This window comes from Ruegeria sp. BI12 (assembly GCF_056537985.1).
Window position 1 is genome coordinate 72683 of record NZ_JBQFSL010000003.1, and the last position, 14058, is coordinate 86740.

11 protein-coding genes are annotated in these 14058 nt (G+C 58.2%); 9 read left to right on the forward strand and 2 right to left on the reverse strand.

The genetic code is table 11. From position 1 onward, the window contains the following. Nucleotides 1-36: 36 nt before the first annotated feature. The 5 genes from truB to ACR0AK_RS19305 all read left to right on the forward strand — a co-directional run bounded on the left by truB (nucleotide 37) and on the right by ACR0AK_RS19305 (nucleotide 3630). A complete protein-coding gene (gene truB / locus ACR0AK_RS19285; protein WP_480794593.1) occupies nucleotides 37-942 on the forward strand; it encodes a tRNA pseudouridine(55) synthase TruB in 906 nt (301 codons plus the stop codon). 21 nt (nucleotides 943-963) lie between these two features. Then, nucleotides 964-1467 carry a DUF1643 domain-containing protein gene (locus ACR0AK_RS19290; RefSeq protein ID WP_170562163.1) on the forward strand — a complete coding sequence of 168 codons (504 nt, stop codon included), beginning with the start codon at nucleotides 964-966 and terminating at the stop codon, nucleotides 1465-1467. Between the two features lie 95 nt (nucleotides 1468-1562). After that, entirely contained in the window at nucleotides 1563-2567 is a 1005-nt protein-coding gene (locus ACR0AK_RS19295) for a calcium-binding protein (RefSeq protein WP_480794594.1), read from the forward strand. A gap of 144 nt (nucleotides 2568-2711) precedes the next feature. Continuing rightward, entirely contained in the window at nucleotides 2712-2981 is a 270-nt protein-coding gene (gene rpsO / locus ACR0AK_RS19300; RefSeq protein ID WP_008757925.1) for a 30S ribosomal protein S15, read from the forward strand. A 217-nt stretch (nucleotides 2982-3198) separates the two neighbouring features. Continuing rightward, complete coding sequence (locus ACR0AK_RS19305) at nucleotides 3199-3630, forward strand: VOC family protein (RefSeq protein ID WP_480794595.1); 432 nt, start codon at nucleotides 3199-3201, stop codon at nucleotides 3628-3630. 5 nt (nucleotides 3631-3635) lie between these two features. Here ACR0AK_RS19305 and ACR0AK_RS19310 read toward each other — a convergent pair whose 3' ends face one another. Continuing rightward, nucleotides 3636-4604 carry a LysR family transcriptional regulator gene (locus ACR0AK_RS19310; RefSeq protein ID WP_480794596.1) on the reverse strand — a complete coding sequence of 323 codons (969 nt, stop codon included), beginning with the start codon at nucleotides 4602-4604 and terminating at the stop codon, nucleotides 3636-3638. Between the two features lie 80 nt (nucleotides 4605-4684). Here ACR0AK_RS19310 and ACR0AK_RS19315 point away from each other — a divergent pair, with 80 nt between their 5' ends. Genes ACR0AK_RS19315 through ACR0AK_RS19330 form a run of 4 tightly spaced genes read left to right on the forward strand, consistent with a single transcriptional unit; the run spans nucleotide 4685 to nucleotide 12277 of the window. After that, on the forward strand, nucleotides 4685-6214 hold the full coding sequence (locus ACR0AK_RS19315) for a trimethylamine methyltransferase family protein (protein ID WP_480794597.1): 1530 nt from the start codon (nucleotides 4685-4687) through the stop codon (nucleotides 6212-6214). Continuing rightward, nucleotides 6214-8580 carry a GcvT family protein gene (locus ACR0AK_RS19320; RefSeq protein WP_480794598.1) on the forward strand — a complete coding sequence of 789 codons (2367 nt, stop codon included), beginning with the start codon at nucleotides 6214-6216 and terminating at the stop codon, nucleotides 8578-8580. The genes ACR0AK_RS19315 and ACR0AK_RS19320 overlap by 1 nt, the downstream gene beginning before the upstream one ends. After that, nucleotides 8577-10955, forward strand: a complete 2379-nt coding sequence (locus ACR0AK_RS19325; protein ID WP_480794599.1) for a GcvT family protein — start codon at nucleotides 8577-8579, stop codon at nucleotides 10953-10955. The genes ACR0AK_RS19320 and ACR0AK_RS19325 overlap by 4 nt, the downstream gene beginning before the upstream one ends. Continuing rightward, nucleotides 10952-12277: an aspartate aminotransferase family protein gene (locus tag ACR0AK_RS19330; RefSeq protein WP_480794600.1), complete on the forward strand. Its 1326-nt coding sequence runs from the start codon at nucleotides 10952-10954 to the stop codon at nucleotides 12275-12277. The genes ACR0AK_RS19325 and ACR0AK_RS19330 overlap by 4 nt, the downstream gene beginning before the upstream one ends. A 124-nt stretch (nucleotides 12278-12401) precedes the next feature. Here the strand turns inward: ACR0AK_RS19330 and ACR0AK_RS19335 are convergent, their stop codons facing one another. Beyond that, the gene (locus ACR0AK_RS19335; protein WP_170562139.1) at nucleotides 12402-14003 is read right to left on the reverse strand and encodes a BCCT family transporter; all 1602 of its coding nucleotides are present in this window, start codon (nucleotides 14001-14003) and stop codon (nucleotides 12402-12404) included. Nucleotides 14004-14058 lie beyond the last annotated feature (55 nt).

A 14058-nucleotide genomic window follows, 5' to 3' on the forward strand; every position in this document is an offset into this window, starting at 1 on the left:
CTAGGTCGCGCGCCTCGACAAGATTCAAGGTGTAGAATGGGACGCAAACGCAAGGGTCGCGACATTTCCGGTTGGCTGGTGGTGGACAAGCCCGCGGGCATGACCTCGACCGCAGTAGTCAACAAGGTACGCTGGGCGATGGATGCCAAGAAGGCGGGCCATGCGGGCACGCTGGACCCCGAAGCAACCGGCGTTCTGGCCGTAGCTTTGGGCGAGGCGACCAAAACCGTTCCCTATATCACCGACGCGTTGAAAGCATACACATTCACTGTGCGTTTGGGTCAGGCCACCAATACCGATGATGCCGAAGGAGAAGTGATTGCGAGCAGCGATGCGCGCCCTTTGGATGACGATATCAAACAGGCGCTGGCCCCGTTTCTGGGTGATATCATGCAGGTCCCACCCAAGTTCTCGGCCGTGAAAATCGACGGCCAGCGCGCCTATAAGCTGGCCCGCGATGGCGAAGATGTGGAACTGGCCGCGCGACCGCTATGGGTTGAGGAGTTGATTTTGGTCGACCGCCCCGACGAAGACCACGTGACGTTGGAAATGACCTGCGGCAAGGGCGGCTATGTCCGCTCAATCGCACGCGATCTGGGCGCAGCGCTGGGATGCCACGGACACGTCCGGGAACTGCGCCGCATCTGGTCCGGCCCATTCGATGTCGAAGACGGGTTGAGTATCGAACAGATCGACGAGATGGCAAAGACCACTGCGCTGGACGAATACCTGCACCCGCTGGAAACCGGTCTTGCAGAATTGCCCGAGCTGAAATGCACCCCCGAAGGTGCCACCCGCCTGCGCAACGGCAATCCGGGAATGGTGCTGGCCTCGGACGCGGAATACGGAGATGAGGCCTGGGCCTCGCTCGACGGCAAGGCTGTGGCCGTGGGTATCTATAAATCCGGTGAATTGCATCCCAGCCGGGTGTTCGTCAACTAATCCACGTGTTAGGCGAAGGGCATGATCACCCGAACGCACACCAAGGGCGATGCGCCCTCGACCGCCATCTATTCCGACTGCGAGAAGTATCGCTATAGCCTGACCCGCATCTGGGACCCGCACGGGCGCAAGGCGTTGTTCGTGATGCTGAACCCCTCTACCGCAACCGAGGTGCAGAATGACCCAACAGTCGAACGTTGTGAGCGTCGGGCGCGGGCGTTGGGGTTTGGTGCCTTTCAGGTGACCAACATCTTTGCTTGGCGCGATACTGACCCGCGCAAGATGCGCGCTGCCGGCGACCCGGTTGGGCCCGAGAATGACGCGGCCATATTGGACGGTGTTCAATGGGCCGATCAGGTCATCGCCGCATGGGGCACCCATGGTGCGCATCTGGACCGCGGCCCGGCGGTTGAGACGCTTCTGCGCGGCACCGGTCAGCAACTGTTTCATTTAGGGCTGACCAAAGCCGGACACCCCAAGCATCCGCTTTACATCGCCTATACCCAACAGCCCGAACCGTGGTGACCGACGGTTAACCACAAGTTCAGCTTGGCTTTGACCAACTGACTGATCGCATGGGATATTTCACCCTCGGAGCAGTGCGTTCTCGGAGGGTTACCATGTTTCTGTTAGGATTCCTGAGCCTGGCCGCAATGGGCGGAGCAGCCTATGCGATGGGCGGTATTCTCGAGGCCGAGGACGACACCGAAGAAGACGAGACCATCGAAGACGAGCCGCAAGAGGTCTCTGACGGCAATTTCCTGGAGATCGACGAAAATGTCGAAGAACCTGAACTTTCGACCGGGACCATTATCACCGAATTTGAGGGCGATCTGGTTGTGAGCGGAGACGACGACACAAACGTTCTGACCGGTCAGGATGGCGACGACCAGATTAACGGCTACGGTGGCGACGACACGGTGCTCGGGGGTATGGGTGATGACACCCTGCATGGCGGCGATGGCAGTGATACGATCCAGGGCAGCGAAGGCGACGATGTTTTGCATGGCGAGGATGATGATGACATCCTGTCCGGTGATGATGGCAACGACTCTCTCTATGGCCATTTCGGTGAGGATCAGCTGGATGGCGGCGACGGGGATGACAACCTGTATGGCGGTCAGGACAACGACACCCTGACAGGTGGCACAGGCGCGGATGCGGTGCATGGCGGTTTCGGCGACGACACCCTGAATGGCGGTGCCGGCGAAGATGTTTTGTTTGGCGGCGATGGCCAAGATGTTTTGATTGGCGAGGATGGCGAAAGTGAAGACTCTGTCGACTTCCTGAACGGTGGTGCCGGCGATGACACCATATTTGCGCATGGCGGCGATATCGTGACCGGAGGCGAAGGCGCTGACAGCATCCACCTGAACGCCGAGGACGACGAAGATACCGTCAAGGTCATGGATTTTGAACCTGGGCAGGACAAACTGCTGATCTCGTGGAAGGGCGAGGACGACCCGGAGATCCGCATTGAGACCGATGCCGACAACGAAAACCTGACCCATGTTATTGTCGACGGGCAAGACGCCGCCCAATTGTTAGGTGCCAAGGGGCTGACCCTCGATGACATCCAGCTGATCAGCGGGCAGGATCTGTCGCAACTCAACGCGCTTGGTTGAGGCAATAGAATCCCTTTGCCATTTGCATGAAATCCGCTTATACGCGCGCATCTGCATCGGAATCGGTGCGATTTTCTCCATGGGCCTGTGCTGGACGACATCCCGGCCTGCGCCATTAACTCTAACCTTTTAAAGGAGACCCCGATGTCGATTACTGCCGCTGAAAAAGCACGCGTCATGAAAGAATTCGCAACCAAGGACGGCGACACCGGTTCGCCAGAAGTCCAGGTTGCAATCCTGACCTCGCGCATCACCACCCTGACCGAGCACTTCAAGACCCATAAAAAAGACAACCACGGTCGTCGCGGTCTGCTGAAAATGGTCGCCCAGCGTCGTAAGCTGCTGGACTACCTGAAGGGCAAAGAAGAAGCGCGCTACCAGGACCTGATCAAAAAGCTGGGCATCCGCCGCTAAAACCGGATCCTACTGCTTTTAGAATTCAAACGCCCGCTTATTTAGCGGGCGTTTTTTATACTCGGGAACGCGCTCTCGGAGTAGTCATACAGCGAGACTCAATCCAGCTTGAAGTTCACAAACTCTGTCGGCAGTATCCCGAAATCTGATCAACCACCATTCATTGAGGCGTTCCCCAAAGCGCATATCCAATTGAACGGCAAAAAGACGGAACCAAATGAAGCTGGAATTTCATCATATTAACTTGGTGGCAGACGATGTAGATCGCCTGCATGACTTTTATACAAACGTCTTAGGTTTGGATGATATTCCGCAGCAGAATTTCCCGCGTTCCGAAGCCACTGAAGACGCAGGCTATGATGGCCAAATTCGCTTTGCTACGGACGGCGGCATGCAGATGCATCTGGCGGAACGGGATTTCAATGTCGCCTTCAAAAACGATCAGGTCATCAACCCGGTGAGCCGGGGACACATTGCGTTCCGAACAGATAATCTTGCCGCTGTCCTTAAAATACTTGAAGAAAACGGTGTCCCGTACTCGGACTATGGCACAGCGTTTTCGAAAGAGTGGCACCAAGTGTTCTTTCGCGATCCCGAGGGCAATGTTGTCGAAGTTCACCAACAGGTATCGACTTTGGACCAATCCTAGGTGCGCTAGACCAAATCGTACTCTACGTTGTTAGCTCCGATGCCGCCCATGTGACTGGTGATGCGCTCCAACAGTTTCCGTCTGGACATTTCCGCCAGCGCTTTCGGAAAGCTCTGAAGCTCTTCTTTTCTGGCGACAACCGTCAAGGTGCGCGAAAGACCAGATACAGGCAGCTCTTGCAGCTTCAGGCTCATATTCTCGACCAAACCGTCAATCAGCAATGTAGGCGTCAGCAGGCTGAACCCCTGCCCCGCAGCCACACAGGACGTCACCATGCTGGACCGATCCGCTTGGATGACCCTGTCGGGCTCGAACCGCAAGCGGCGTAGATGCTGCGCGATCTGGCGGCCCGCGTTGGTTGTATCTCCGAAGCGCACCAAAGGAAGTCGCGTTTGGATCGCTTCCAGACTGTCTGTCGGGCCGTCATATGTTTCCGGCAGGACCAAAAGGTATCTTTCGGTCAGAACGTGGTGACGCTCTAAACCATCCATATCCAGAAATGGGTTTGATGTGATGGCAAGGTCCGCTTGTTTCGTCCTTAAAAGGTGTTCATGGTTGCCGCTTTGACCCGCATGCAGGGTGATATCTTCGACGTTGAATTCCCGCTGTGCAAACGCGACCAAAGAGGGCGTCAGTGTCGTAGCAATCGAGGCCTGAATTCCGACCCGCAGCAAGCTCAGGGATTTCTGGCCGACATGGCGCAATTCGGTTTCCATGTCCGAAAGTGCATCCAGAATCTTCTGCGCTTTGCCATGCAAACGCGCTCCCGCATGGGTCAGCCGCGCCGGGCGCGTACTGCGATCCAAAAGCACAGTGCCAAAGGCTTTTTCCAACGCCGTGACGTGCTGGGACGCAGCTGGCTGTGACAGGTTCAATAGCTTTGCGCCCGCCCGCATTTGACCTGTTTCTGCAACGGCCACGAACACCTCAAGTGAACGCATCAGACTTGGGGATAGCTTGCGATGATCAGGCATTGCTCAACCTTAGTATAAATGATCCTAATACTGTTGGAATTTTCTTGGTTTTCGTCAAGCTCTGGGTCAACGCTTTGGCCATGACACGTTCGCGCTCATCCCGTCGCCGCAGGGCTTCTGAACCTCGCGCTCTTCCAGAGACCCGCGCGCCGTTCATTTTGCGCAAGCTCTCGACCTTCAATGTCCTCAGCGCAGCAGGGCTGGAACAAATCGAGGCCAATGCTGATACCATTCTTGCGGAAACCGGGATGGAGTTTCAGGACGACCCGGAAATCCTGAGCATTTTTGCCGATGCAGGCTGTGACATCGACGGCTCGCGCGTTCGGTTCGCGCCGGGGTTCTGCCGCAATACGATCATGGCGACCGCACCGGGGCAATTTACTCAACATGCCCGGAACCCGGCCAATAGTGTTCAGCTTGGCGGCGATGCCAGCGTGTTGTGCCCGGCCTGGGGCCCACCTTTTGTACACGATCTGGATCGCGGGCGGCGCTATGCCTCGCATCAGGACTTCGTCGACCTGGTTAAGCTGCATCACAGCCTGCCCTGGCTGCACCATTCGGGCGGCGTGGTCTGCGAACCGGTGGATTTGCCTGCCAACAAGCGCCATCTCGACATGCTCTATGGCCATATTCGCTATTCTGATCGTGCCTTCATGGGTGCCTTTATCGGGGCTGAACGTGCGGGTCACGCGATCGACATGGCGCGAATTGTGTTTGGCAAAGACTTTGTCGCTGAAAACGCCGTCCTGTATTGCGTCTCGAACACAAACGCGCCGCTGGTGATGGACAGCCACATGTCCGGCGCGTTGAAAACCTACGCCCGCGCAGGACAACCGGTTGCCTGCACCCCTTGGGTTCTAACCGGGGCCATGTCGCCGTCCACCGTGGCTGGAACGTTGGCTCAGGTATTGGCCGAAACCATGGCTGCAATGACTTTGACCCAATTGGTAAACCCCGGGGCACCCTGCATGATGGGCAGTTTCGCCTCGACCATGTCGATGAAATCCGGGGCACCGACCTTTGGCACGCCCGAGGCCGGGTTGATGGTTTTGGCTGCCGGACAGCTTGCCCGCAGGCTGGGGGTGCCGCTGCACACGGTTGGCACGCTCAGCGCATCAAAGCTACCGGACGGCCAAAGTCAGCAAGAAGCCGCTTGGGGATTGATGATGTCGATGTTCGCGGGCGCCAATCTCATCAACCACGCCACTGGATGGCTTGAAGGCGGCTTGGTGACCTCGTTCGAAAAGACAATCCTGGATCATGATCTGTGCGGTAAGATCGGGCGTTTCTTTGACGGCATCGACATGAGCGAGAATGCCCAGGCAATGGAGGCAATTGCGTCGACCGGTCCGGGACAGCATTTCCTCGGTTCCGAGCATACGCAGGCCAATTTCATATCCGCGCTGTTCCGTCCTTGGACCCCGGACGACAATTCGTTCGAGCAATGGCACGCAGCCGGAGAGCAGGACGCCGCTACACGTGCCAATGCAATCTGGAAGGAACGACTGGACGGCTACGAAGACCCCGGCCTCGACCCCGACATCGACGCCGCTCTGCAGGATTACATCGCGCAGCGCAAGGCCGAGAAACCTGATCAGGATTACTTCTGATGAGCCGCGTTTTGATCATCGGAGGTGGCGCAATTGGTCTTAGCCTAGCCTACCATCTGGCCAAGCGCGGATCGACCGACGTTACGGTTCTGGAACGCAATCAGCTGACCTCGGGCACGTCCTGGCATGCGGCTGGAATTGTCGGCCCACTGCGTGCGACGCCAAATATGACCCAATTGGCCATGGCGGCACTTGAGGTTTTCCCTGCCCTTGAGGCCGAGACCGGCATGTCCACCGGATATCGCCGCACGTCCGGTTATTGGCTGGCACGCGACCCCGCCCGCCTGGATGAGCTGCGCAGGATTTCTGATCTGGGCCAGACGCAGGGTCTGACGCCGCGGGTGATCGCCGCCTCGGACGTGCCTCTGCCACAGCTCGATCTGAGCAACCATGTGGGCGCGCTTTATGTGCCCGAAGATGCCAATGTGAACCCGGTCGATCTTTGCATGGCCTACGCCAAGGGCGCACGGGATCGCGGGGTGACGATACGCGAGAACACCAGTGTTCAGTCACTGCGTAAAGAGAGTGAGCGCATCAACGGCGTTATTCTCGCTGATGGAACCGAATTGGACGCTGATCAGGTCGTTCTGGCCACCGGCGCCTGGTCCCGCGAACTGGCTGCAAATGTTGGCGTAGCGCTGCCCTTGCAGGCGGTCGAGCACATGTATGTGGTCACCGAACCCATCCCCGACCTGCCGAACCCCTTTCCAGTGATCCGGGATCTGGATCGAGGCATCTACATCAAGGGCGACGCGGGCAAACTGGTCATTGGTGGCTTTGAACCCAATGCGAAATGTTGGGACGCCTACGGTCCAGAAGGAGACCGGCCCTTCCTTGAACTGGCTGAAGACTGGGACCAATTCGCCCCATTCATGGAGGCAGCGTTGGAGCTTTGCCCCAGCCTTGAAAGGGTGGGCATCCAGCATTTCATGAACGGCCCAGAGAGTTTCACGGCAGACACGAGACCTCTTGTAGGCGAAACATCGATCAATGGTCTGTTTGTGGCCGCGGGAATGAACTCGGTCGGGGTCATGTCTTCGGCGGGGATTGGACGGGCGCTGGCCGATTGGATGGTCGACGGCCACGCCTCGATGGATATGTGGGAGGTCGATGTCGCCCGGGTCGACCCCGCCACAGCCAGCACCGAACACATGGCCGACCGAATGGAAGAGGCGGTTGCTGATCTTTTTGCCCTTCACTGGCCATATAAACAGCCCAAATCAGGCCGAGGTCTGCGCACCACCGCGCTGCACGATTGCTGGGCTAAGGCCGGGGCGCATTTCGGCCTGACTGCCGGTTGGGAACGCGGAATATACTATGGTCCGGCGCAGGACTATTCGGTGGCGGATCAGCAGTGGTGGCCGCTGGCCAGAGCCGAAGCGGCGGTCATGGATGAGGGCACCGTGTTGATTGATCTGAGCCCTTTTACCAAGCTCGACATCACCGGACCGGATGCTCTGGGTTCATTGAACCGCCTGACGACCGCACAGATGGACGTACCCCTTGGTCGTGCTGTCTATACCCAGATACTGAACGCGCGCGGTGGGATCGAAATGGATGTGACTATCACGCGGTTGGGTAGGGATGCGTTTCATCTGACCTCGGGCGCCGCCACGCGCATGCGCGATCTGATGTTCCTGCGCAGGCATTTGAAGGGCGATGTGTCTGTCGAGGATTTGACCGAAGCATTCTGCACAATCGGTGTAATGGGAGGTGGCAGCCGGACGCTGCTACAGGGTCTTGGCAGCGTTCCAGAAATGGCATTTGGCTATGCCGCCACCGCCGAAATGGCAGGCATTACTTGCCGCGCCACGCGCGTTAGTTTTGTCGGAGAATTGGGCTGGGAACTAACCCTACCCAACGCGCAGGCCCCTCAGCTGTTCGACACGCTCCACAAGGCAAACGCGCGCCCGCTGGGCCACTATGCGGTGGATGCCTGCCGGTTGGAGAAGGGTTTCAAACACTGGGGGCATGAACTCGGCCCCAAGATAACTCCGCTTGAAACCGGCCTGGGGTTCACAATTGATTGGTCCAAGGACTTTCTCGGCAAATCCGCATTGGAACAGCAAAAGGCCAATGGTCTGCATCAACGCCTGATCCTTCTGCAGGTTCACAGCGATGCCCTGATGTTGCATGACGAACCGGTGTTCGAGGACGGCACCCATGTGGGGCTGACAACCTCAGGCGGGCGCGGGCCGCGCACGGGGCTGAACCTGTGCTTTGCTATAGTCGCGGTCCAATCGGGCGAGACGTTGATCCAGACATGCGATCGAAAATTCACGGTTCGGGTCGCCGGGCAGGACTATCCCGCGCAGCCCTTGCGACGCCCACCCTTTGATCCCTCAGGCGAAAGGATGCGCGCATGACCAAGGCGCAGGTTACAATCATCGGCGGCGGAGCCATGGGCGTGTCGCTGATGTATCATCTGGTCAAGGCTGGTTGGTCCGATGTTCTGCTGGTCGAGAAAAATGACCTGACCCATGGATCGACCTGGCATGCGGCGGGGCTGTGTACCCATTTCGCCCACAATCCCACCATTCAAGAGCTGCGCGCCACCTCTGTTCGGCTTTACCGCGATATCCTTCCGCAGGAAACCGGACGCGATTGCGGCTTTCACCGCTCAGGTGCGATGCGGATCACCCGCAACCCAGACCGGATGGACGAGTTTCGCCATGTGGCCGGTCTGTCTGAATTCACCGGTTACCCGCTGGAGGTGCTGACGCCCGAGCGCATCGCCGAGCTGTTCCCGCTGGCTAATCTGGATGGGCTGATCGGCGGGATTTATGAACCCGATGACGGCCATGTAGACCCTACGCTGGCAACCCACGCAATGGCTGAGGTTGCCCGGCGTGGCGGGGCTCGGATCATACGCAATTGCGCAGTCACCGCGGTTGAGCGTCAGCAGGACCATTGGCGGATCGAGACTGCGAAAGAGATCATCGAAACCACCCACGTGGTCAACGCTGCAGGCACCTGGGGCTGGGAAATCGGGCATATGATGGGCCTCAACATCCCGTCTGTTCCGGTGCTGCACCAATACCTGGTGACGGACACGGTGGAGGCCGTGTCATCCCGGATCAAAGAGGGATTGCCAGAGCTGCCGATCATCCGCGACCCAGAAGAAAGCTGGTACGTGCGGCAAGAGCGTGATGGGCTGATCCTCGGGCCGTATGAAAAGAACGCCAAGGTATGGTCCGTTGATGGTGTACCGCCGGAATTCGGCGCGGACCTGATGCCGCCGGATCTGGACAGTGTGGAACACATCATCATGGCCGCCATGGAGCGCATACCAGCGCTGGAAACCGGCGGCATAAAATCGGTGATCAACGGACCGATTACCTTCACCCCGGATGCAAATCCATTGATCGGACCTGCACACGGGCTGGAAAACGCCTGGCTTTTGACCGGCTCGTCCATGGGGGTGATGGAAGGCGGTGGCGCAGGTTGGTTCCTGGCCCATTGGATGACCCACGGCGCACCCCCGATGGATGCGCTGGCCGTGGACTCGCGCCGCTTTGGGTCCTGGGCTGATCGTGATTATCGCGTGGCTAAGGCCGTCGAGTGTTTCGGCCTGCAATTCGGCGTGCACTATCCGCATGAGGAACGGCCCGCAGGGCGCGGCCTGCGGCTGTCCCCGCTGCACGACCTGATGGTCAAACGTGGCGCGGTGATGGGCGCGGCTTATGGGTGGGAGCGTCCAAATTGGTTCTCAAACACGCCCGGAGCAATCGCCGATAAAACCTTCCGCCGCGCCAATTGGTTCGAACCCGTGGCGCAAGAGGTCGAGGCCGCGCACAATCGCGTCGCCATGGCCGACTTGTCGGTGTTTTCGAAATTCGACGTCACCGGCCCCGATGTCGCGGCCTTCCTACAAGCATTGGGCGCGAACCACGCGATCCCGCCGGGACGGATCGGCCTGACCCATGCGCTGACCCCTGCAGGTGGTGTATTGTCGGAATTCACCGTCACACGCTTAGCCGAGGATCACGCCTATCTGACCAGCGCTGCCGCGGCCGAGCAGATCGACCATGATCTTCTGACGCAGGTTGCCAAAGGCTTTGACGTCACCATCCGAAACGTCTCTGAGGATCTGGCAGTTATCGGCGTCATGGGGCCCAAATCCTCCGATGTGTTGCCCGAGTTGAACCATATGCCATGGCTCACCGCGCACGAGACCCATGTCGCCGGGTTCTCCCTGCGCGCCCTGCGGGTGTCTTATCTGGGCGAATATGGCTGGGAATTGCATGTAGCCAAAGAACATGCCGTGCAACTTTTCATGACGCTTGAAGAGATCGCCAAACCTCATGGTCTGGGATTCTACGGGGCCTATGCTGCTAACTCCATGCGCCTTGAAAAAGGCTATCGCGGTTGGGGCAGTGATCTGACGACCGAACGCAGCCCATTTGAGGCAGGTCTGACCCCGTTTGTCCGCAAGGACCTACGCGACGAACTAGCAAGGGACAACGCATGGGAAATGGTGCTGCTTGAGGTCGACGCCGGTGAGATAGATCCGTTCTACGCGCACACGGTCTGGAAAGACGGTCTGCCGGTCGGCATCGCCACCTCGGGTGCTTATGGCCACCGGACCGGTAAGGTTCTGGCTTTGGCCTATCTGCGCGACCCGACTGTGCGAGACGGGCTGACCATCTCAATACTGGGCCAGCATCGTGCCGCATCCATTCTGCCCAACGCCCCTTTTGACCCCGAAAACTCACGCCTGAAAACCGGAGGTTCCAAATGACCAACCATCCCCTTCATACCGACTGGGACTTCTCGAACACCGCCGCGCGACGGGACCAGTACTATGCCGCCTCGCTGACACGGTTCACACCGTTTCGCGAACCCATCGTATTCAAGAAAGGTCAGGGCCAATATCTTTGGGACACGGATGGTCGGAAATACACCGATCTGCTGGGCATGAATGTCTGTATCTCGGTCGGGCACTCGCACCCGCGCGTGGTGGCGGCAGCAACTGCACAGGCGCAGGAACTGACCCACTGCACGACAATGTTCTACCACCCGACACCTGCACATCTGGCCGAAGAACTGGCCGCAACCATGCCGAAAGGCCAGGATTGGGTGGTGCATCTGACCAACTCCGGATCCGAAGCTGTTGACCTAGCGATGACGATGGCGCGCACTTACACCGGCAATCTGGACTTACTGGCCCTGCGGACGGCCTATCACGGACCAACGGCTGCAGCGCAGTCGATCACCGGTATCTCGGGTTGGCGTCACCCGGGCATGCCCGGCAATGTGGCGTTTGTGCCTGAACCCAACCAATATCGCGGTATCTTTGGACAAGGGACCCAACCCTATCTAGCCGAGATCGACCGCACCATCGCCACAGCCACTTCCGGTCAGGTGGCGGGTATTTTCGTCGAAAGCGTGCAAGGCTATGGCGGCATAATTGAAATGCCGCCCGGTTATATGTCCGGCGCAGCCGAGCGCGTGCGCGCGGCAGGAGGTCTCTATATCGCGGATGAGGTACAATCCGGCTTTGGCCGCACTGGCGAAAACTTCTGGGGGTTCGAAGCGGACGGCGTCGTGCCCGACATCGTCGTCATGGCAAAAGGTCTTGGAAATGGCTTCCCGATCGGGGCGGTTGTGGCCAAGAAACGTATTGCGGAACCGATGGCAGAAAGGTTCATGTTCCACACCTATGGAGCCAACCCGACCTCGGCTGCCGCAGCCCGTGCGGTTCTTGCGGTCATGCGGGACGAAGGGTTGCAGGAAAACGCCCGCGCTGTGGGGTCCGCCTTGCTGGAAAGGCTGCATGGCTTGAAAGACAAGTATCAGGTCATCGGCGATGTCCGCGGGAAAGGCCTTATGCTTGCGCTCGAATTCGTGAAAGACCGGGACAGCAAAACGCCGGACAAGGACATGACCACGGAGGTTTTCGAAGCCTGCCGCGCGCAAGGAATTATCCTGTCGAAGTCCGGTCCGTTTCAACAATGTCTGCGGATGGTGCCTCCGCTGTGTTTGTCGTTGGACGACGTGGATCAGGTGGCGAACAGTCTTGATCAAGCACTCGAAACTGCAGTGAGTGTCGCCGAAGTTTAGGCTTCAGGGCCCCTAGCCAGTGCCTTGCTTTTTCTCCGCGAAGTTTCCGGGCGTTTTCGGTTGTCCGGCGACAAAAGAACGCCCGCCAAAAAGGCGGGCGTCCAGAATGTATTGGATCAAGGCCCTACATCTTGGCTTTTTCTGATTTCAGCGCCAGCCACAAGCAGTAGCACATGATCAGAACCACCAAGGTGAACGGGATACCTGTGGAAACCGCAGCACCTTGCAGTGCAGAGAGGCCCCCGCCAAGCAACAGCGCAATGGCGACCAGACCTTCCAAAGTGCACCAGAACACCCGCTGAACCACCGGTGCGTCCATCTTGCCGCCCGCAGTAATCGTATCGATCACCAGCGAACCAGAATCCGACGAGGTAACAAAGAACACCACGATCAGGACCAGGGCGATTGGCGCAACAATACTGTAAAGCGGCAGCTCCTTGAGGAATCCGAACAGCGCACCTTCAGGGGCGTAGCTGTCGATCACTGTGGCACGCACACCTTCGGCTCCACCTGCATTCAGCATGTCGATGGCGGCACCGCCAAAAGTCGACATCCACAAGGCACAGACTGCCGTTGGTGCCAGCAAGGCGCAAAGGATGAACTCGCGCACTGTGCGACCTTTTGAGATGCGGGCGATGAACATGCCCACAAAGGGCGACCATGCGATCCACCAGGCCCAATAGAATGTCGTCCAGCCGTGGAAGTAACTGGTGTCTTCACGCCCGAACGGGTTCGACAGCGCCGGTAGGTGGAACACATAATCCACCATCACGTTGAAATACCGAGCGATGGCTGTGCCGACGCCGGTAACAACAATCACGAAGATAAACAGGCCCACGGCCATGATCATGTTGATTTCGCTCAACCGTTTGACGCCAGCATCCATTCCCATCAGGACTGAACCCAACGCAATCAACGTGATACCGATGATCAGCAGAACTGTGACCGTTGGGCTGGGTTCGATACCGAACACCTCATTCAATCCTGCCGCAACCTGCTGCGCGCCAAGACCCAGCGAGGTGGTTAGGCCAAAGAGCGTCGCAAATACAGCCAAGGTATCAATGATATGGCCCCACCAACCCCAGACGCGTTCGCCGAGGATCGGGTAGAAGGCTGAACGCAAGGTCAGGGGCAGATCAAGGTTATAGGCAAAGATGGCCAGGCTTAGACCAACAGCGGCATAGACCGCCCAGCCTTCCAGCCCCCAATGGTGGATTGTACCGACGACTCCAGCATACTCATTGCCCGGAACGGCGATGTCGATGCCCAGTGGCACCGCGTTACCGTCTTCGGCAAAATTGTAATAGACGGGCTCCATCACTCCAAAGAACAACAGCCCGATGCCGATACCAGCCGCGAACATCATCGCAATCCATCCGGCATAGGAATAGTCGGGCTTTGCGTCCTTGCCACCGATCCGCACCTTGCCAACTGGCAACACGATCAGAACAAGACAGAACAACGTGATTGCGTCGACCGACAGGACCAGGAACCAGTCAAACGTGCTGGTGAGCCATGGTCGTAACCAGCCAAACAGTGCCGCGGTACCCTCCTGGTTGGCCAAAGCGATCAGAACGAACGCAAAGATCAGGATACTCGAGATCAAAAAGACCGGGTTGTGGATATCCAGACCGAATGGCCGGACGTTGTCTTGCCCAAGCTCGTATTCGGTTTCGAAATCATAGATCCGTGGATCCGGATCCAGCATTTTCTTAGTCTGAGCCATACGATGCCCCTCTGTTCAATAGGTGCAAACGCCAAGGTATTCGGCCGACTGACGG